The sequence below is a fragment of the Aphanizomenon sp. CS-733/32 genome, from assembly GCF_028330045.1.
GTDB classification, from domain to species: domain Bacteria; phylum Cyanobacteriota; class Cyanobacteriia; order Cyanobacteriales; family Nostocaceae; genus Dolichospermum; species Dolichospermum gracile.
In genome coordinates, this window is record NZ_JAQMSE010000199.1 from 1 (window position 1) to 21,124 (window position 21,124).

Sequence of the window (21,124 nt, forward strand, 5' to 3'; positions counted from 1 at the left end):
AAGTAGAGTAACGTAAATAATTAAAGGTTTGTAGTAAGGTCTTTAGACCTGAAAGTAGGGCTAAAGCCCTAACTACGAGCAAATTTCAGAATCTGTTAAGTTACTTAACATAGTTCTATTTATTTTTACCTACCTACTTAGTTATCAAATCAATTTAGGGAAATGCACTATCAATGAAATATTAACAAACAAAACAAAAAAAGGAACATCAAAAATGCCTGTGGAAATTCAGCTTCTACCTAGCTTTAAATTAGGTATGAAAGAAAACGCACAGTTGCATCTACCCACTATCCAAATAGTCCCTATTAAAAGCAACATTCCCCACATTTCTCGGATTACCTGCATAGTCAGAGGTACACCAAATGAATTAGCAGCAAAAATTCAAAACAGCTACAGACAATTTCACTCAGATACACCCAAAAAAATTTATAATATTTCCCGATTAGGACAAAACCCCTGTCAGTTAGATGCACCTTTAACCACCATAGTTGATTGTATCTTAAAGGTAATTGTCGAATATTTTGATTCTGACGCTACGGGAAACCCAAATTTGTCCATATCTAATCATGTATGTGCTGAATGTGATCTTTGGTTTATACCCAATTTACAAACATCATCAAGTTCATCTACACAAAATCATCCACCCATGAATACTTCACAGTTTGATCACTATTTGCATAATTTAAGTCAACAACTCAGTGAAAAACTCAACGAAAAACCAAGAAAAAGATTTCCTGGTTGGTTAGCTTTAGATTTTGGTACTTCTAACTCTACAGTGACACTTTTTGACCCCATAGAAGTTCCCATTGCCGAAGTTTTACCCAGAGAACAAGAATTGAGATTAAGAGAACGCATGGCGGAATGGTTCAATTCCTCCCCAGATTTAGCCTTACCAGATGTTAGTAGTGGTGAGTGGGAAAAATTCCTAGTTGACATTAGCAAAAACTTAGAAATAGAATCAGATCAATTAAGTGAAATTTTTGAAAGCGATAACAAAGAATTATTTTTAGAAGCAATTCGGCAAATTGAATTATGTCTAGGAACGAGTGATAGATTTCGGCGGGCTGTTAGTAAAAAACTTTATGCGATATATCATGAAGTTTTTCGTGTTCCCACATTAGAATCACAAAATTTAATTCCTGTAGTTTTAGATATTGACCGGCGCAGTACAGAAATTCCCAGTGAAATGGAAGTATCGCAATTAATCCCCTTAAAACTACGCATGGGTAGAGACGCAAGAGATAATAGAAAGAAAGCCATAGCCCAAGGCACAACTGTTGCAGTCAAAGAAATTATTAGCAGATTTCACCATTCACCCAAACGCTATTTTGGACAAGATCGATCTTTCCCCATTATCTTAGAAGAAGATGAAGAAAACATTCAAGTTAATCGCCTCATTCAAGCAGCTTGGGCGCAATTAATTGAATTAACAGAAGATTATCGCCAACGGGCTAGACGCAGATTTTCGGAAGGCGATTTTTTAACAGCAGTTGTTACCTATCCCACCGTTGCCCCTCCCGTAGTTCGCAAAGAAATCAAGCAATTGGTACAGGAATTAGGCATTGATGATGTCCAAACTGCCTATGATGAAGCTGTGTCTGTCGCTATCTTTTTCCTGTGGCGAGAATTTGGCGGAAATCTGAATATTGGCATTGAATCTTTTAAAACTCGCTGTCGTCAAAATGGGAATAAATGGTCACAAAATGTCCTGGTTTTAGATATTGGTGGCGGTACAACTGACTTAGCTTTAATTGAACTTACCCTCGAAGATAAAACTCCATTTTTTGCAGATAATGAAGATCGAGGTTTAGGCGGACGTTACTACAAACTTACCCCCAAATTATTAGGTTCTTCAGGACATTTACAATTAGGTGGTGAATTAATTACTTTACGAATTTTCCGTTTATTGAAAGTAGCAATTTCTGATTTTCTTCTCACCGCAGTCACTACAGGTGACATCGAAAGCGATAAATTAGAAGACTTAATTAACTCCGAATTAAACGACCGTTTTTTAGAAGATGGAAAATTTAAAACTGGTAGTTTATTAAAATGTATAGATAAAGAAAATCCTGAAGGTGACGTTGCTTTTAAAGATGCCCTAGACACTGCCGAAAAAGTCTTACCAACTCGTTGGCAACAAGCACCCCAACGCTTACAAACCTTTTACACATTGTGGGATCATGCAGAAGCCGCCAAACTTAAATTAGGACAAAAAACAACCACAGATGGTTCTTTATTAACCTTCACTTTAAATGAACAACAAATTGGCGAACTGCTTGCCCAAAGTGCTGTTAAATTTCAAGTTAGAAGTCCTGAATCTATTTATTTAACTTTAGATCATCAGCAATTTGAACGGGCAGTAACTTCGTCAATTAAAGAAGCAATTGGGATTGCCAAAGGTTTAATAGAAAGCCGTCTTAGTTCAGAACCTAATCAAAAAGTAGATTGGTTAATTCTTTCTGGAAAAACTTGTAGTCTTGATCTTGTGCAACAACAAATTTACGAAGAATTTAGTCAATCACCTTATTTTGTTTGGAATCCCGAACGAATTACTTTTGTTTTAGAATTTACTAAACTTGCTACTTCCGCTGGTGCTTGTTATGCCGAAAAACTGCGCCGTTTTCGGTTTGATCCTGAAGAATCTAAAAGTCTATTACGCAAAGGTGCAAATCAATTAGAAATTGATGTCAAAAACCTGTTTTATTATCTTCCTTGCAACTTCAAACGCAAAACTCAAAGTAACGACCCCTTAGCCATTTTTAGTGCTGGACAAGAACTATATCAGCTTGCACCCTGGGACACCGTTGCTAAAGTGCGGACACCTTGGCAGGGGATACAATTAACTAATATTATCCATCGTCAAGATTATGAAAATGGAACTTTTCGTCTGTGGGGTAGTTTCGACGGTAAAATATTGATGGATAAGTTGGGCATGGAAGAACAGGAATTTCTCAAAAAAATCAAAGTCCAATTTGAGATTGACCAAGCTTTACAATTTAGTATTTTACTATGTCGAGGTAATCCCCATTATTTAATAGACGTGGTTGGTATTGATATTAATTCAGTCATATCTAAATCTACTGAAAATGCCTTGTTTACTGATGGTAATTTAAAGTGGAATATCGCTGTAGAAAACCACCAACACAACTTAAATGATGGTGATATTGCTGTCAATGTTTTAGAATCTGCCACAGTTGATCAACCTCATGCTTATCATTTAGTATTTGCCGTTGATAATCATGAAAATAAATCAATGGAAATATTTCATTATTTGCAAGATGGTGTGAAGCAACCAGGAACAGGATTAATTAGTAAACCTTTGCCATCATTTCCTCAAAGTGGTCAACATACTTTCTACATTTATCAAACTGATAGTGAGACAAATACTAAAAAATGGCTTCTGATTGGTACACTCAGTAAACCAGATATTATCACAGATTATCCCTGTCAATATCATGTCACTCTTGATAATACAGGCATATTAAGAATGCACGCTGGTGCAGTTCCTTATTGGACATCTAATAATCAAGAATGTCTTGAACAAGAAGGATGTGTTTATCGTGCTGAATTGGAATTACAACCCAATGAAGTTGATAAAGAACGTGATCCTTTTTGCGGTATTCATTAAGTTCAAGATCCCCGACTTCTTGAAGAAGTCGGGGATCTAAAATCTTTTATTTTCATCCTGATAAGATTATGCAGAATCTACATAAACTATTAACTATAGAAAACTCAGAATTAGCCAAAATATTGCGGTTTAATTTATATGGATTAGCTGCAACTTTAACAAAAGCAAATCAAGAATATCCATTTGATACGGGATGTCAGGTATGCGAAGAACTTCTACAAGAACTTCATCAATTATTAGAACCATCATTCTCAGATCCCCGACTTCTTGAAGAAGTCGGGGATCTGAAAGGGGATCTAAAACAACTTGAATTAACAAATGAATTAAAATTATTACAATTAAAAGAAATTTTTAATAACAATTCAGAATTAAATTCTTATTTAGGTAATTGTCATATTCAAGGTCAAACTGATGCAGAGATATGGAACGAAATTCATAGGAAACTATTGCGAGTTCCTGAAGATGTAGCGATATCTTGGCGACATAAGGCTTTAGAATTAGCACAGGAAGCAGGTGCAGTTGTAGATAATATCAATCTGGATGAATTGCCATTTGTACGTGATGAAATTATTTATCCGGGGTTGAGTGGTACAGTTCAAGCTAAAGGACTATGTTTATCTCAAACAGCTTTGATAAATTCAGAAATTTCCCAAACTCATCTTGCCGATAATTTATATTTAATCGCCGGATTTTTACTTTTATATATTAAGTTTATAGAAATAGATCCAGACTTACATCATGCTTTAAAAAGTGTTTTTAGCTTTGATGTGGTTTCTTTATCTGCCAAGTTGGAACAACGTCATCAATATATTGATGCTTTAAGCGATCGCTTGCACCGCATCCAAAAAATAAATGAAAATATTGATACAGTCCTTAATTTATGTGCTTGGATTGACATGGATGAAGCCATTCATTCCTTAGTATTTATCCCTCCATCTGAACGTTATTCTTGGTGGGGAAAATTACAAAAAGAATCTCGACATCTGTTAAAAAAAGCCGCTGATAAAGCAGTTAAAGCAGGTAATGAAGTCCGAATCAAACAATTATCAGGACTGTATGCTGATGTTTGTGAATTTTCTAAAGATGACCTACAATTAGACTATGGTGGTAATCCTGGCGAGGTATTAACTTGTTTGCGAGTCTATGCCAAAATTAATCAGCAACAGTATCCAGGAAGGGTGATATTTCGCACTTTGCGCTAGAAGAACTTTGTTCAAATTTTCCTTATATTTCTCACAAATAACGCTAAGTAGGTGAACCAAAAAATTTAAAGGTATGTGAAGAAAAGTAAATGGCGATCGCATTGCACTTATCATCTTTACGCTATTAGTAACACCCATAATGGTGATTAGGTAGGAGTTTCAAACGTTGCTATCTGGTCTTAGAGGATGCTTTAAAACCCCCATTGCCTTGTAAGGAAGGGGGTTAATAGAAATTAACTGTAGGGGCGGGGTTTCCCCACCCTTAATACTATAATATATTTATCACCATCACTAACCAGGTTATTTGTATGGTTATCACTCCTTTAAAACTAAACTTCAACACAGTTAATTTTACCGATGAACAGTTTTATCAACTATGTCAAAAAAACAGCGATTTAAAATTTGAACGCACATCTACCGGAGAATTAATTATTATGCCACCAGTGGGAGGAGAAAGCGGCAATCGAGAAGCAGAATTTATTATAGATTTAGGTATTTGGAATCGTCAAACAGGACTCGGTTACACCTTTAGTTCTTCCACTATATTTAAATTACCCAATGGTAGCGATCGCTCTCCAGATGCAGCTTGGATTAAAAAAGAACGTTGGGAAGCACTCACCCCCGAACAAAAATGCAAATTTCCCCCCATTGCACCGGATTTTGTCATTGAATTAAGGTCAGCAACAGATGATTTAAAAACTCTGCGTCAGAAAATGCAAGAATATATAGATGCAGGAGTGAAACTGGGATGGTTAATAAATCCTCAACAGCAACAAATAGAAATTTATCGTTTAGGAAAAGATGCGGAATTGCGAGATTTGCCTACAGAATTATTAGGAGAAGAGATATTACCAGGATTTAGTTTGAGTTTAGATTGTTATTAAAATCTCAAGTAAAGTGTTATAATTTCCATACCTCAACTAGTGGATACAATCATGATTGACCAACTTCTCATCAAAACTGAAATTGATGATTGTGATGTACCAGATGCCAACCTGCTAGTCACTGAAGATGATACACCTGTGGATAATTTTGCATCTGCCAAACAACAACGCCTTTTAGTCGGTTCTCTTTACAGTTCTTTACAAAATCAGATTTTTTTAGCAGCAGCTAATGTTGGTGTTTACCATACTTATGGTGAACCTGCGATAGTTCCTGATGTATTTGTTAGTTTTGATGTACAAACTCCGCAAAACTGGTGGGAAAAACAAAATCGTTGTTATCTAGTTTGGAAATTTGGTAAATCACCAGAAGTTGTGATTGAAATTGTATCAAATCGAGAAGGTGCAGAACTAGATAAAAAGTTGCAAACTTATGAAAAAATGCGAGTTTCTTACTATATTGTCTATGACCCACATCAAAATTTAGGAGAAGACATTCTCAGAATTTATACTCTCCAAGGTAGACGTTATATAGAAACTACAAATAACTGGTTAGAAGATATTGGTTTAGGAGTAACTTTATGGACTGGAGAATTTGAAGGTAGAAATGATTCTTGGTTGCGTTGGTGTGATCAAAATGGTAATATTTTACTAACTGGTGATGAACTCGCAAAAGCCGCAGAAGAACGAGCTAAAAATGCCGAATCACGCACCAAAAATGCCGAGGCACGCGCTCAATTATTAGCAGAAAAGTTAAAGGCTTTGGGTGTAGATCCTGATAGTATTTAAATCTGATTTAATGATTTTTAGCAAAAGTAGCAAAAGTAGGGTGTGTTAGCGACAGCGTAACGCACCATTCCAGCTTAAATAAGAATTGCAGGTTATTAAATTTGCATTCATAAATACTAATTACAAAAAGTACAGGATTAAAGGATGAACAGGATTGGATTGAGAAAATGTATAAAAATTCTATTTTGAGTCATAATATTAATAATATATGTATTAAAAAGGAGAATAGATGATTATGGTAATGACACCAATTAAAGAAGATGTATTAAAAAATTATTCCCTAGAAGATTGGATGCAAAGTTCCCCAGAGGGTACAGAATGGGTAAATGGGGAATTATTGGAGAAAGAAGAAGTGACACTGAAACATAGCCGCATACAGGGTAATTTATACTTTTACTGGAGAAGTTACAAAGATTCTAGTGGTCAAGGTGGAGAAGTGTATACAGAAGCACCCTGTCGCACAAATCAACAAGGCCGTCGTCCTGATGTTGCTTATATTACGCCAGAATTGATACAGCAGTTTGGTGAACCTGCTGTTTTACCCCAAAGTTTTCCCCTCCTAGCAGAAATAATTTCCCCTACAGATTTAGCAGAGGATATAATTGCTAAATCTCAAGAATATTTGCAATCAGGAAGTGAGGAAGTTTGGTTAGTTTTTCCTGAAAATCGGTGGATTATTGTAATTACTAAAAATCAACGTCTTGTATTTATTGCTGGTGAAATAGTGAGGACTCAAACTATACTAACAGGTTTTAATATTGCAGTAGATGAATTATTGGGTTAAGACAACGTGAGTTCGACGAAATTTATATAACCCCTCTCCAAACCTCTCCCCGCAACGGGGAGAGGCTTAAAACTTGATTATATGTAGCCAAAAACAAACTAATAAGCTCCTCTCTGACGCGGAGAGGGGTTGGGGTGAGGTTCATCGAACTCACGTTAAATGACGACAGATTGGAGTTGAATACCTCTGAGCCAAAGTTCCTCTAATTGTCTGATAATATCTTCTCTCCCAATAAATCTTGACTAATGATTTTAAATTCTACCCTACAAATCAAAAACATTATGACAGTGTTAGTCACATCTGAAGGTAAACCAGTTGCGGTGATTTTATCTATTGCATTTTTAATTGTAGCAACTGCAATACCTATTGTGGCTGTGAAACTATCCCCAAATCTGATTAATTCACCTACAAATAATTCCCCTTTGACTCCATGATTCCTAACACCTATCATCATAAACAGCCTTGGCAAAACCTCGAAAAATATCAAGTCCTGCCAAGGTATTTAGTTATCAGTAATTACTATGAAGTCCCAGCTTGAATTAAACCAGAAGGAACTGATTAGGATTAGCCACACTCAAAGCACTGGCTTGAATACCAGTTAAAGTGGCTAAAGTTTGACTACCAAAGATAACCGCAGTATCAGCGCCAACTTGAGTCAAAGTTAGATTTGCAGTAGTGATACCTAATTTGGCAGCGCCAGAAATACCAATTACATCAGTACCAATTTGGAAATCTAGAATTGTGTTAGTAGCTTTTGGTAGTTCAGCGTTGACAATCCAGAATTGGTCAGCACCAGCACCACCAGATAACAGGTTGCCACCACCTAAACCAACAAAGAATTTATCGTTACCACTACCACCTAATGCCCGGTCATTGCTACCTAAATAGAAAGTATCATCACCAGCGCCACCAGATATCCGATTCTCACCTTTGCCATCTCTAGCATCAAATTCATCATTGCCATCACTACCGAAGGCTACGTCGTTGCGACTAACGTATAACTTATCGTTACCGCTACCAGTGTCAATAATGTTGTTACGAGCATTGTTATTGAATGCTAAATCCACTTCATCGTTTCCTGCACCACTAAATACAGTGTCTTGAACCCCATCTATATTTTGAAGTGCAATCAAGGTATCTGCGCCAGTAGTTCCAGCAACAAAGTTTTCCTGATTGACTTCAGTTACTGAGGCAAACATGGTTTGAGCAATGTTAACTTGATCCACCGCATTAGCAAGACCAGGAATTTTAAAGCCGTAGGCATCAAAACCTTGACCGATTGAATTAGTCAATGTTGGGGAATCAACACCCTGATAGTAGACAGGCACAGGACGGTTGGTGTGGCTTCCCCAGTTGTATTTGTCAGTGGCACTATTTCCCCAGAAGTTACCAGATTCAGCAATTGTGTCAATCGCAGTCAATTGTTCAGCGCCCTTTGTTCTGAGCAGTGCGGGGAAGTCATTAGTAAGATTGAGGTAATGATCGTGGTCAGCAGTAATAATCAATTCGTTATCAGCCCAACCACCATTTTGGTTAATCCAATTGATCACAGATCCAACTGCTTTGTCGAAGTCTAAAACTGTACCAATCAGGTTATCAATGTTGTTATCGTGGGCAGCCCAGTCTATATCACCACCTTCAATCATCAGCCATAGACCATCCGGGTCTTTACCTAAGACAGATAAAGCTGCTTTGGTTAGGTCGTCAAGAGTTGGGTTTTCGTTGCGTTCTTTGGCAATAAATGACGCATCCGTTTCTCCGGAAAGAAGCGGTCTAGTAGTGTCCTGCTTCAATCCCTTAGTGGTATTTACAGAAAACATATCTAAACCAGTGGTGCTATAATCACCATCAGCAGAACTCACTGGTAAGTTACCATTTTGACCACGAGCGCCATATAAACCAAGGAGGCGATCGCCTTTTTCTGGATCAAGTTGAGCAGCCGTATTTGCTAAGGTCTGAGCCGCATTTGCACCCCGTTCCAAGAAGGTATAGTCGTAGATGTTAGTTGTGGGCTTGGTACTTAATTCTTTATAAGTTGATGGTCTGATGTAAGTGTTATCTCGGTTTGGCTCAACACCTGCTGGTAACAAATCCCCAGGAGCAGAAAGAGGGTGTCCACCACCAAGTAGTACAGTTGGTTGGAAAATACGCAGTTCTTGCTGCAAGATATTGTCTAATGCAGGTAAGTCACCATCAAACTTGTTGCGATTATTTACATTTGCAGCAGCGGCAGCAGGGGTGGCGTGGTCAATAGGAACAGATGTGACTAGACCAGTTGACTTACCAAGGGATGCCGCTCTAGAAAGAATACTTTCAACAGGCTTTTCAAAAATATCAACGCCAATAGCACCGTTATAACTCTTAACGCCTGAGTAAAGGGTGGTAGCAGTGTTGGCAGAATCGGGATAGCTGTTCTTAATATAGCCAGAATCAGTACCTGGTGTCCAAGGATTTATACCACCTTTGACTGGGTCGTAACCGACGAGGTTGCCAACTACACCATCGCTAACTTTTGCACCACCATTAGGCGTAGTTCCAGGGTTAAAGGTGGGATTGAATGCAAACCCTGTACGGATAGGAGCAGTACCTGTAGGAGTAGTGAAGGTAGCACCATTGAGGGCAGAAATTCCAGCATTAAAAACTCCATCTGTACCGGCAATTGTGGTTCCGTAGGTAGTGGCATAGGTGTAGCCTGTTAATGTTTGGAAATTAAGCCCTGTTCCTTTACCAGATGTATAAAATTCACTTAGAGTTTCGCCAGTCTTGCCTTCACGGATTTGCTTGTAAATGGCAGCTGCACGTGCCATTTCCCAACCCAAACCGTCGCCGATCATGATAATTGTATTCTTAGCCATAAAACACCTTAATTCCTTTTGCAATTACTACTGAATGAATAAGTTCGGGTCTGGCAAATTGAAGGAAGACTTAACTTACCTGAATATGAATATTACCTTTCATCAAGTTCTCACGCGAAGGTTAAGATGGAACTATGGCTTAATAATCTTTTGATTAAAAAATCCGTTTTATAACTTGGTTGAGGTAAGAAGACTATCAATTTCTCAAACTTAGCCACAATATTCAAAAGTTAAAAAACCTTGGCAAAACCTCGAAAAATATCAAGTCCTGCCAAGGTATTTAGTTATCAGTAATTACTATGAAATCCCAGCTTGAATTAAACCAGAAGGAACTGATTAGGATTAGCCACACTCAAAGCGCTGGCTTGAATACCAGTTAAAGTAGCTAAAGTTTGACTACCAAAGATAACCGCAGTATCAGCACCAACTTGAGTCAAAGTTAGATTTGCAGTAGTGATACCTAATTTGGCAGCGCCAGAAATACCAATTAAATCAGTACCAATTTGGAAATCTAGAATGGTGTTAGTAGCTTTGGTTAATTCACCAAAAACAATCCAGAATTGGTCAGCGCCAGCACCACCAGATAGGGTGTGACCACCACCAAGACCGATTTCAAAGGTATCATTACCATCACCACCCAAGGCACGACCATTAGAACCATTACCCAGGAAGAAGAAATCATTACCAGCACCACCGGAGGCACGGAAATTACTGGCTTCATCTCCGAAAAATGTATCATTACCATCACTACCAAAAGCGCGATCGCCATTGGCTAAAAACACGGTATCATTGCCACTACCACTGTCAATAATGTTATTGCTGGCAAGAGCGCCCGCAGCCGCACTATCAATCTCGTCATTACCAGCACCACTAAACACGACATCGTTAACACCACCAAAGCCAGGAGTTTGCTTGGCTACAATTGTATCGGCATTAGGTGTACCAGCATGGAATTGTGTATCCTGAATCAAATTGGCATTAGGCGCAATCAAGAAAGATAACTGACCACCTTCAACCAGGTTTTCTTGTCTAGTTTTAGTTCCATCACCATTACCATCAATATTTGTGGCCGTAATGATTGAACCATTCAGAAGACTATGGGCTTGAACATCAAATATAAACTGTGTACCAGGAGCATTACCAAACAGAGTAGAAACATCAAGGATACCGGAAGTTTCCCAGTTACCGATATCAGTGGGGCTAGAGTCAGTTTGAGTTGCTGGAAGAGCAGTACGATCTACCTGACCAATTCGGGTCAGGGTTGAGGAAGGATCAGCAACTGAAGGATCAATTCTCCAAATAGAAGCTTCTTCTTTGGATGTTCCTGCAAAAATAGCTGCGGTAGCAGCCCGATCTTCGTTAATGTAGATTTTGCCATCATCAGCCCAATCCAGGTTATCAGGGTTACGGAGACTGGCATCTTTGGTTGTGTTACCATCAAAGAGAATGTCTATTTTGGCTGAGATGTCACCAGTATTGATATTATTGAAGTCAATATCAATCTTATAGGTCGTTCCATAGGTATCTACACCACCAAATATACTTTCACGTCCTGTGGAAGCTAGGACTACTTGTGTACCGTCTTTAGGATTGGTAGATAAATCTTCAGGACGAGAAAACAAGAATGCTTTGACATCTGCGGCTAATTTATCTTGCTGTGCTTGAGTGGCAAAGCCTTGAGCATCATAACCAAGTTCATTTTGAATGCTGGTATCTGAGTCTGGACCATCAACAGCAGTATTAGCAAGAGTAGGGTCATAATATTTGATCTCTACAAACTTACCAACGGTAGAGTTGTTTGTACCTTTGAAGTCTCTAGGATCAGCTTCGATCGCATCAGTAGCATTACTGGGGTCATCCGCAACCCAAACAAAAAGCTTGCCTTTTCCAAGTCCATTCCGGTCTAGGAAACTACCATCATTCTTGGCATTTTTGTCACCAACATAGAGGATTAGAGGTGCAGGTCCGCGATCATCACCAATTAAAAAAGCAACTTTATCAGTGCGGCCTGTGTTCAACTCGGTGACGTTTTCCCATGCAGCCCGACCAAACCAAGGAAGAGTATATAAGACATTGGTTTTGGTATCTAAGGCAAATTGTGTCCCACCATAGGTTTCTTCACCACTGAAGAAAATGCGGTCTGCTAGACCAATACCTGCACCAAACTGATTGGCTTCAAACAAAGCCGCAGAACAAAAACGTTGAATACCACCAAATTCTAAGTCAGCAGCAGCATCAACAACTTCACCTTTGCGGTTGATAATGGTGTCATGGGCTAATCCAGCATCAACGATTTGCAATGTGCGCTTGTCAACATCAAAATAGTTAACTCTTGCGCCGGGGAGTTGTGTACCATTTTTCAGGGTGTACTTATAACCATCAGTAGCCCCTACCTCATTAACAACTAATAAACGAACGGTTGTGTCGTTGAGTGAGTAAGCCCCAATACCGTCAAGAATCCCCGCAGGAACATAGTCGCCAATTTTGTCGCCAACTGTAAAAATTGGGTCAACTGTGTAACCGTTTAATCCTTTTACTTGAGACGGTTGGGTTGTATCGAATGATATAGCCATAAAGTCTTTCGATTTTCTTTGTAATGCTTACTGAATCAATGCTTGGTAAATTTAGGGAAACCTATATTTACCGAATATGAATATTAGCTTTCATAAAATTCTCACACAGAGGTTAAGAAGGCACTATGGTTTAGCTATTTATTAATTAAAAATTTTTCTAGAAGTTGAAGTTAATTTTAGATTAAAAAAAGATTATCTATTGATCGGCACTATGCCAATATTAAAACTAATACACACCCGATCCTCATCACTCACATTTATTTCTACACCATGTAGCAGCCAACTAGGAAATATTAACATTGTCCCTTCCCGTGCTTTATAAGTTATTTTGGGAAAATTCCAAAGATTAAACTCTATGGAAGGTGGTATAATCATCTGTGAAGCTGGTCGCGGATCAGAGAAAAATATGCCACCACAATTTTCAGGAGTTTTCAGATAATAAACTCCACTTAAAATTGAGTTTGGATGATTATGTACAGAATTTGAAGCAAGTTTACGATTAATAATTGCCCAGCAAGTTGTAATTTTGAGGCTAAACTTTTGTAAATCCCATTGTAAAAAGGTGGCAACTTCCAAGACATTTTCATTAATGATTTGTACCAGGTTATTAAAACTATCCATTTCATGCAACCTGTCCGCACTATGCCATCCTAGTATATTTGACCACTTTTCACCCTGACTATCCCGACGTTCTTCCCCATAGATAGTTTCTAAGAGTGGAGGATTTAATTGTTGATAATTTTCTAGAGAAAAATGCCATACAGATGTAGGAAACCAATCATTTCTAGAACCAGCCATAATTTTAATTTACGTTTATAGTAATTTGTGAACGTTGTAGCGTGGTAGAAAACATGGACAGCTAAATACAAAAAAAGCTCAAGTCCTGTTAAGCTCAATAAGTAACTTTCCTGAACTGAACTGTTGTATGCACCTACCTTCCTTTCTATGGTTATGGAAAATAGCCGCTTGGTCAATGGGATTATCTTTACTAGCCTATTTATTTTTAGCCATAACTGGTATTTGGATGTTACGGGTCAGAACAAACCCAGAATCCTTAGGTATTCTATTGCCTTGGTATCGTCAGCAAGTGCGATCGCTCCATTATATAATCGGCATAACTATGGTTAGTCTAGTATTACTACTCCTAGCCGTTGGCATTGTTGGTACATTAGGACACTTCGGTTCACTAGGACATTCACCACATTTAGTCGCTGGGTTAATAGTCGTCATCTTAGTTTTAGTATCCGCCTTTAGTGCCACTCAAATTAGTACCATAAAACCTTGGGCTAGACCATTACATCTTGGGTGTAATTTCTGCTTACTATTAGGATTTGCTTGGGTATCCTTCAGCGGTTGGACAGTGGTACAAAAGTATTTGCCTTAATTCTCAGTTTCCACCATGCTTCTGTTATGACTGGGAAATTGTGCAGACCACACACAAATAATTTATCCTGTCAATCCTAAAAATCCTGAAAATCCTGGATATCCTGATTCAGACAAAATCATCCCCAAAATAGCCACTGAGCTTTACGCTTACCGAATATCCCTGTATCTCCCAATCACCTATTATCCCACTGCTGCGCCGCATCCTCCACAGCTTTATCTACAGTCTTTTGTCCTAACATTGCCGCCTGTAAATTTTCGTAAATTGATTTTTGCAAAAGTTTAGAATCTTTGAGTTTGGGGGTTAATACCTCCGCTTGTTTTAATTGTGCCGCACTAATCACCCGCCCTTTTTCCGCCCACGTAGCATTAATAGGAACTTCCTGAAAATAAGTATCAGACAAAGCCTTAACTGTAGAAGGTAGCACATTAGCAGCTTTAGCAAAGGCTAATTGGTTTTCATCATTTGTAACAAATAAAGCGAACTTCACAGCCTGATCAGGATATTTACTATCACGAGGAATAACTATATTCATCACGGCAACATTTTTCTTACCAGTATCACCCGTAATTTGTGGCGCAATTGCCGAAGCTTGGGCAACCTTGGGAGCATTATTGGCAATAGTTTTCAGAAATTCAGGACCAGAAGCTAAAAAAGCTGTCTCTCCAGACTGGTATAAATCTATAGCATGACGATGCCCTTGAGTTAAAGACTCCTTGGGTAACAAACCTTTTTTATACAAATCTACCCAATATTGAAAAGCAGCTTTTCCTTGCGGGGTATTAAAACCGGCTTTACCTTCAGCATTAACAAGGGTGACACCCATTTGTACCAAAGATTCCAGTACCTCACCAGAGTCCTGGGGGACAAAAGTAGCGAATATTGCATACTTACCAGTTTTATCCTTAATTTGTTGTGCTGCTTGCCCTAATTCTGCGTAAGTGGCAGGAGGTTTTGTCATACCCCCTTGTTTTAACAAATCGGTGTTATAAATAGTTAGTCGCGTGGTGAGATACCAAGGAATCCCAAAACTCTTACCATTGAGGCTACTTGCTTGCCAGATATTTGGTAAATAGGTAGAACGGACTTGACTGGGAACTTTAGCATCTAAATCTAACCAAGCATTTTTACCTGCTAATTGGGACGCAAAGTCAGGATTAAGGTTAACAACATCTGGTGGCGTTTTTGCTGAGACTGCTGTTAAAATCTTGTTCTCCATTGCCGACCAAGGCACATCTACCCATTTAACTTTGATACTTGGGTTTTGTGATTCAAATGTCTGAATCAGACCTTGGAAATAGTCGGTAAATTGCGGTTGGAGTTGCATTGTCCAAAACTCAATGGTGGCAACCCCAGCAGCCGCGGGTTTGGGATTATTATTAACATTACTTGTGCTACAACTAACAATCCAGCTAGCAAAGAAGCCTAGTAATGCTAAACAAAACAGTTGTTTAAATTTTGGCAATCGAATCATCATCGTAGGTGGTAGTATTTTTAGAATTAATCTTGGTAAGCAAAGGATATATCAATTATGGTAATGGGTAATAGGTAATGGGTAATTTTCTTCCTTCTTTCTTCTTCCCTCTTTCTTTCTTCATCCTGATTCCTGACTCCTTATTTTTGTAATCTAACGGGTAAAACAGTGGTTAAAGCCTTTACTAGTTTCTTTGATAAATCCAATAAAGGTATTGGGATTGAACTAGCACCGGAACGGGTGAACGTAGTCCAACTACGCAAACAACGCCAAAACTTAAAAATTGAATCTTTGACAACCTTACCAGTACCAGAGGGTATATTTATTGATGGTAAAATTACTGATTCTCCAGGAATGTCCGAAATCATTCAAGAAGCGATCGCCCAAAGCAAAATCAAAGCTACACGGGTAGCTACTTGTATTCCAGGAAGAGATGCGATCGTTCGCTTAATTCCCGTCCCCTCAGAATTAGATGACCAAGAATTGCGAGAAATGGTACTTAACAATGAAGCCTGCTTATATTTGCCCTATGACCGCCAAGAAGCTGATGTTGATTATCAAAAACTTGGGCACTTTATAGACGAAGACGGCATTGAGAAAGTACAGGTATTATTAGTGGCGACTCGTAAAGATGTCACACAGACCTATTTGAATACCTTTGAACAGGCAGGATTAGCCGTTGATATCTTAGAAATTAACAGTTTTGCCCTCATTCGCACTATCCGTGATCAACTGCGGCTATTTGGCCCAGAAGAAGCAGCCGTATTAGTTGATATTGAATTTGACAGTACAGAAATTGCCATCATTATCAATGGTGTGCCACAATTTTCTCGAACAGTGCCAATTGGAACTTATCAACTACAATCAGCACTGTCAAAAGCCATGAACCTACCCACATCACGGGATATGGATATGTTGGAGAGCATGACTATTCCCACAACCTCACCAGATGCAATCAATTCTGGGGTAACAGGTAGTAATCCTGGCATGGCTTCTATGTTGAGAGTTTTGGGAGAATTAGCCGATGAACTGCGCCGTTCCATTGATTTTTACCTCAATCAAAGTGAAAATCTGGAAGTCGCACAGATTCTTTTAGCAGGTCCTGGAGGAGGAATACAACAAATTGACGAGTTTTTTACGCAAAGATTGAGTTTACCAACCACCCAAATAGATCCAATTACTTCCTTGTCTTTGGAGGTGGATGCCGAAAAATATCCTTTAATTAAACGTCCTGGGTTGGGTATTATCCTGGGTTTAGGAATGCGAGGGGTATTATAAAATGTACAGTTTAGATATTAACTTTCTTAAAGATCGTCCAGAATATCACCAGCAAACCGCAAGGAAAGTTCAAAAACAACCTATTCAACTAGGGAATTTAATCCCAGTTTATCTAGGAGTGGCAATAGGTTTAGTATTCCCAGGTTTAATATTTATTGGTTTATCCATCCTGGAAGGGAAAACCGCTGAATTAACCCAAGAAATCACCAAGTTAGAGGAGGAAGGTAAGAGCTTAGATAGCAGAATAGCCAACATTGCCAAAATCAAAGCAGAAACAGCCAACATTAATAGCCAAAATAAAGCCTTAGTAACAGTGTTCGATCAAATACGTCCTTGGTCAGCAATGTTACAGGATTTGCGCGATCGCATTCCTAACAAAGTGCAAATCGAAACCATTAAGCAAATTGCCCCCCCTCTCCCTGGTAAAGATGCCGTAGCTGCCACCACCCCCAACAACACCAACACCGCTGGATTTTTGGAAATTTCTGGTTTTGCTATTTCCTATCCCTTAGTTAACGATTTTGCCCTAAGTCTAGGACAATCTAAATTTTTCAATAAAGAAGAAACCAGAATCATCACAGCAGAATTAATAGATGCACCAGCCATAACAGGATTTCTTCCCCCAAAAACTGATAAATCTGATCTAAAAATTAAACCCATTCAAGTAGTTAAATACACTATTAAAACAGGTTTAAGTAATGTGCCAGCATCTGATTTAATTCAAGAATTAGAGAAAAAAGGTACAGTCGGACTAGTAGATAGACTTCGCAATATCAAAAAAGTAGGAGTCATTGCCCAATGACATTCAGTGATGATTTAAATTTCCCCAATCAAGGTACAGAGATTCAAAATTCTGGTCTTGTTGTTTTTGGTGTCACCTTAACACCAACTATTATTGGTGGTTTAGTCGGCTTCCTAGGTGTAGCAGGTGCAGGTTATATGCTATTGAACATTGCCCTTCCCGCTTGGGATACCTATCAACAACTGCAAACCAAACGAGATCAACTGCAAACAGAAGTTAATCAAAAGAAAACCCAATCTCAACAAATCGTTAAAATAGAAGCCAATTTAACCGAAGCTAAACAACAACAACAACAAATTCTAGCTTTATTTGCAGATGAAAAAAGTTTGGATACTCTATTACTAGATACCAGTCGCTTAATAGATTCCAGTAATGGTAAAGCTTCTGGTAATGCCATTAGAGCCAAACTAAAAAGATTTGTCCCGACCTCTGAAAAACCTGTTCTCGTAGAAGATGGCAGTTTTGGGGTAGAAGTTAACAATAAACTCAAATATAGTATTATCACTGTGGACATTGAAGGGGATTTTGAACAAACCCAATCAATCATACGAAACATTGAGCGATTACAGCCTTTATTGTTAGTTAAAAACTATGAGTCTAGATTATCTACACCAGAAATGTCCGATGATAAAGATAACCCTGTACCAATTGGTATCGGTAAACTGACAACAACTTTTGCCCTAGAAGCTTTAATGCCACTAACTACCGAAGAAATAACTAATTTAGCCGCTAAAACAGCAGCAACACCGAAAAAATAATCAAACTTGAGGTAAGAGGCAAGAGGCAATAGGCAATAGGCAATAGGCAAAATGAAATATTCTCCCAATTCCCAATTCCCAATTCCCTGCTATACGTGACAATTTAGACTTTTATTTTATGTGAGGAATGAACTGTGAAACAGTTTCATAATAGTGTTTTCGTATCAAGTGCAGCGGCTTGTGTACTCTTAGCCGCCCAACCAGTCCTGGGACAATTAACACAAATTACTGATGTCAAACTCAATCCCATTGAAGGCGGAATCAGTGTCATTTTAAAAACTGCTGCTGGCGATCGCCCCCAAGTATTTACAACTAAAAAAGACAAATCCTTAATTGCAGATGTAATTAATACCCAACTGCGTCTACCCAAAGGTGATAACTTCCGTCAAGAAAACCCCGCACCGGGCATCAAGATTATTGAAGTTAAACAATTAGATGCTAATAGCATTCGGGTGATAGTCACAGGTATTGATGATGCACCCAGCAATCAGCCCGTCATCCGAAAAGATAATAATCTTACCCTTGGCTTTACCACCACCACAAATTCAACAGCATCAACCGCCACTAAGCCTACAGAAAAAGTATCAGCAGCCCCAGCTACCACACCTGAATCTAAACCCGAACCCGGTAAACGTCCAGATGTCCTAGTCCCTAACCCCCAAGTCACCATTGACGGTAAAATTGCCCAATCCGCAGGACCAAATCAACCTTATAACCAAGCCCCCCCTTTCTTACCCAGAGCCGTCGCTCCACCAGTAGGAGATATTACCCAATCGAATATTGATACATCACCCACAGTAATTGATTTAGGTACTCAAGAACGAGTTCCCCGGTTGGTATTACGTGATGCACCCGTGAGAGAAGTTTTATCACTGTTAGCGCGGGCTGCGGGGCTGAATTTGGCTTATGTTGGACAGGGAGGAGATGATAAGACAACTAGCACATCAACTCAAAACACTGGTGACACTGACAAACCAATTACATACGAGAAAATATCCATAGATATAGAGAATGAACCTGTACAAGATGTATTTAATTATGTCCTGCGTCTAAGTGGTTTAGAGGCTAATCGCAGTGGGCGCACTATTTTTGTGGGAACTAAATTGCCTAATACTACTCGTGATATCGTTATGCGTAACTTAAGACTTAACCAAGCAAAGGTAAAAGAAGTTTTAAGGATTTTAGTTAATTTAGGTGCGGAAAGTGCTGTTAGTGCTGAACCTAAGATAACTAGGGTCACTACAGAGGTAATTGGTAAAGAAGAAGGAAAGAAATCAGAGTCTGCGACAGATACTGGTCTTGTCGCTCAACGGATTAAATTTATTGACTCAATTCCTTTACTCAGAGGTTTACAAGTATCAGGGGACGAAAGAACTAATACTCTTACGTTGATTGGAACTCCTAAGTTAGTTGAAATGGCAATGTCTCAAATAGTTCCCCTTGATCTACGCCGTCGTCAAGTGGTAATTAATGTCAAAATAATTGATGTTAACCTTGCCGGAACCCAAGGTTACAACACCAGTTTTTCTTTTGGGGTCGGTAATAACTTCTTTACAAATGATGGTGGTGCAGCAAGTTTCAATTTCGGTGGTTCTAAGCCTGCTAGTGCCGCTGATGTGTCAAATATTATTGCTGGGACTCCTACTGCTACTAATCCACTGAGTAGTGCAAATATTTTTCTCAACCAAACAAATCCAACGACAGGACTACCTAGTGCGGGGATAAACTCTAATCCAACACAACCAGGGTTGACAGAATTTACTGAAGGAACTGCTGAAACTCCCCCTAAATATACTTACAGTTTGCCCACTTTATACCAGTTCCCTAAAAAGTTTCTGGCTAGTTTGACAGCACAAGTACAAAGTGGCAATGCCAAGATTTTGACCGACCCAACCCTAATTGTCCAAGAAGGCCAAACTGCTGATGTACAACTAACGCAGGACGTTATAGGAGATATAACAAGAACTGTAACTGACACTCCCGGAGGCTCTAGAGAAGATAGAAAGATAACAAAAGAACCTATAGGGCTTAAACTTGCTGTAGTAGTAGAAAGAATTGATGATAATGGTTTTGTGTCTTTACAAGTTGCTCCGCAGGTTAAATCTCCTGCTGGTACGGCAGACACAGGTAATGGCCAAATCATTTTAGTTTCTACTCGCGCCATTACTTCCGGTACAATTCGCTTACGAGACGGTCAAACACTTATTCTCTCAGGTATTATCCAGGATCAAGACCGGACAACTGTTTCTAAACTGCCTATTTTGGGTGATATTCCCCTGCTAGGTGCGCTGTTCAGAAAAACCAATAGAACTAATGAGCGCAGAGAGGTAATTGTCTTACTCACACCTCAAGTTATGGATGACTCAGAGCGTTCTAGCTATGGTTATAATTACACACCCAGTCCCCAGATACGGCAAATCTTAGAACGTCGGGGGTTGAAGGTTCAGCCTCGCTAGTAAGTAGGTTGGCGTTAAAAATTGTCGTTGGGGCAAGGGAACTCTTAACTGAGAACAGGAAGAAAGTTTTGGGCGATTTTACTTTTCTTCACATACCTTTAAATTTTTCGGTTCACCTACTTAGCTTAACCGACAGAAGCCCCACGTCTCACTCTTAGGAGCGTGGGATGAATGGCGCGTGAGTTGACGACAGTTCCCTGACTAATGTGCGTAGCACGAAGGAAGGGAACATGGAGGAAACGAACACTTTCTTATTCTTC

The 21,124-nt window shown here is 39.0% G+C and carries 15 protein-coding genes; 10 read left to right on the top strand and 5 right to left on the bottom strand.

Annotation, left to right across the window (positions count from 1 at the left end; translation table 11 throughout):
* The first annotated feature begins 214 nt into the window (after positions 1–214).
* The 5 genes from PN471_RS15750 to PN471_RS15770 all read left to right on the top strand — a co-directional run bounded on the left by PN471_RS15750 (position 215) and on the right by PN471_RS15770 (position 7,284).
* Positions 215–3,628: a molecular chaperone gene (locus PN471_RS15750; protein WP_271777657.1), complete on the top strand. Its 3,414-nt coding sequence runs from the start codon at positions 215–217 to the stop codon at positions 3,626–3,628.
* Positions 3,629–3,696: 68 nt separating this feature from the next.
* On the top strand, positions 3,697–4,830 hold the full coding sequence (locus tag PN471_RS15755; RefSeq protein ID WP_271777658.1) for a hypothetical protein: 1,134 nt from the start codon (positions 3,697–3,699) through the stop codon (positions 4,828–4,830).
* Positions 4,831–5,138: 308 nt separating this feature from the next.
* Entirely contained in the window at positions 5,139–5,714 is a 576-nt protein-coding gene (locus PN471_RS15760) for a Uma2 family endonuclease (protein WP_271777659.1), read from the top strand.
* Positions 5,715–5,765: 51 nt separating this feature from the next.
* Positions 5,766–6,500 carry a Uma2 family endonuclease gene (locus tag PN471_RS15765; RefSeq protein WP_271777660.1) on the top strand — a complete coding sequence of 245 codons (735 nt, stop codon included), beginning with the start codon at positions 5,766–5,768 and terminating at the stop codon, positions 6,498–6,500.
* Between the two features lie 235 nt (positions 6,501–6,735).
* Complete coding sequence (locus PN471_RS15770) at positions 6,736–7,284, top strand: Uma2 family endonuclease (RefSeq protein WP_271777661.1); 549 nt, start codon at positions 6,736–6,738, stop codon at positions 7,282–7,284.
* Between the two features lie 202 nt (positions 7,285–7,486).
* Here the strand turns inward: PN471_RS15770 and PN471_RS15775 are convergent, their stop codons facing one another.
* From PN471_RS15775 to PN471_RS15790, 4 genes are all read right to left on the bottom strand, one after another.
* On the bottom strand, positions 7,487–7,738 hold the full coding sequence (locus PN471_RS15775; RefSeq protein WP_271777662.1) for a hypothetical protein: 252 nt from the start codon (positions 7,736–7,738) through the stop codon (positions 7,487–7,489).
* A gap of 85 nt (positions 7,739–7,823) precedes the next feature.
* Positions 7,824–10,139 (bottom strand): alkaline phosphatase, encoded by a 2,316-nt coding sequence (locus PN471_RS15780; protein WP_271777663.1) that lies wholly within the window; start codon positions 10,137–10,139, stop codon positions 7,824–7,826.
* A gap of 317 nt (positions 10,140–10,456) precedes the next feature.
* Positions 10,457–12,712, bottom strand: coding sequence for a DUF839 domain-containing protein (locus PN471_RS15785; RefSeq protein ID WP_271777664.1), 2,256 nt, complete (start codon positions 12,710–12,712; stop codon positions 10,457–10,459).
* A gap of 192 nt (positions 12,713–12,904) precedes the next feature.
* On the bottom strand, positions 12,905–13,510 hold the full coding sequence (locus PN471_RS15790; protein WP_271777665.1) for a TIGR02466 family protein: 606 nt from the start codon (positions 13,508–13,510) through the stop codon (positions 12,905–12,907).
* 127 nt (positions 13,511–13,637) lie between these two features.
* On the opposite strand from PN471_RS15790, the gene PN471_RS15795 reads away from it, so the two are divergent.
* Entirely contained in the window at positions 13,638–14,096 is a 459-nt protein-coding gene (locus PN471_RS15795) for a DUF4079 domain-containing protein (RefSeq protein ID WP_271777666.1), read from the top strand.
* 175 nt (positions 14,097–14,271) lie between these two features.
* Here PN471_RS15795 and PN471_RS15800 read toward each other — a convergent pair whose 3' ends face one another.
* Positions 14,272–15,570, bottom strand: coding sequence for an ABC transporter substrate-binding protein (locus tag PN471_RS15800; protein ID WP_271777671.1), 1,299 nt, complete (start codon positions 15,568–15,570; stop codon positions 14,272–14,274).
* Between the two features lie 168 nt (positions 15,571–15,738).
* Between PN471_RS15800 and pilM the strand changes: the two genes are divergently transcribed.
* From pilM to PN471_RS15820, 4 genes are all read left to right on the top strand, one after another.
* Complete coding sequence (gene pilM, locus PN471_RS15805; RefSeq protein WP_271777667.1) at positions 15,739–16,848, top strand: type IV pilus assembly protein PilM; 1,110 nt, start codon at positions 15,739–15,741, stop codon at positions 16,846–16,848.
* Between the two features lies 1 nt (position 16,849).
* Complete coding sequence (locus PN471_RS15810; protein WP_271777668.1) at positions 16,850–17,650, top strand: PilN domain-containing protein; 801 nt, start codon at positions 16,850–16,852, stop codon at positions 17,648–17,650.
* Positions 17,647–18,408, top strand: a complete 762-nt coding sequence (locus PN471_RS15815; RefSeq protein ID WP_271777669.1) for a pilus assembly protein PilO — start codon at positions 17,647–17,649, stop codon at positions 18,406–18,408. Before PN471_RS15810 ends, PN471_RS15815 begins: the two co-directional genes overlap by 4 nt.
* 134 nt (positions 18,409–18,542) lie before the next feature.
* On the top strand, positions 18,543–20,864 hold the full coding sequence (locus PN471_RS15820; RefSeq protein ID WP_271777670.1) for a type IV pilus secretin family protein: 2,322 nt from the start codon (positions 18,543–18,545) through the stop codon (positions 20,862–20,864).
* Positions 20,865–21,124: the final 260 nt, after the last annotated feature.

Coding starts and splice junctions, on each gene's coding strand:
- PN471_RS15795 (WP_271777666.1), top strand. CDS start 13,638: ATGCACCTACCTTCCTTTCTATGGTTATGGAAAATAGCCGCTTGGTCA.
- PN471_RS15755 (WP_271777658.1), top strand. CDS start 3,697: ATGCAGAATCTACATAAACTATTAACTATAGAAAACTCAGAATTAGCC.
- PN471_RS15750 (WP_271777657.1), top strand. CDS start 215: ATGCCTGTGGAAATTCAGCTTCTACCTAGCTTTAAATTAGGTATGAAA.
- PN471_RS15815 (WP_271777669.1), top strand. CDS start 17,647: ATGACATTCAGTGATGATTTAAATTTCCCCAATCAAGGTACAGAGATT.
- PN471_RS15765 (WP_271777660.1), top strand. CDS start 5,766: ATGATTGACCAACTTCTCATCAAAACTGAAATTGATGATTGTGATGTA.
- PN471_RS15790 (WP_271777665.1), bottom strand. CDS start 13,510: ATGGCTGGTTCTAGAAATGATTGGTTTCCTACATCTGTATGGCATTTT.
- PN471_RS15780 (WP_271777663.1), bottom strand. CDS start 10,139: ATGGCTAAGAATACAATTATCATGATCGGCGACGGTTTGGGTTGGGAA.
- PN471_RS15800 (WP_271777671.1), bottom strand. CDS start 15,570: ATGATTCGATTGCCAAAATTTAAACAACTGTTTTGTTTAGCATTACTA.
- PN471_RS15760 (WP_271777659.1), top strand. CDS start 5,139: ATGGTTATCACTCCTTTAAAACTAAACTTCAACACAGTTAATTTTACC.
- PN471_RS15810 (WP_271777668.1), top strand. CDS start 16,850: ATGTACAGTTTAGATATTAACTTTCTTAAAGATCGTCCAGAATATCAC.
- PN471_RS15785 (WP_271777664.1), bottom strand. CDS start 12,712: ATGGCTATATCATTCGATACAACCCAACCGTCTCAAGTAAAAGGATTA.
- PN471_RS15775 (WP_271777662.1), bottom strand. CDS start 7,738: ATGATGATAGGTGTTAGGAATCATGGAGTCAAAGGGGAATTATTTGTA.
- PN471_RS15770 (WP_271777661.1), top strand. CDS start 6,736: ATGGTAATGACACCAATTAAAGAAGATGTATTAAAAAATTATTCCCTA.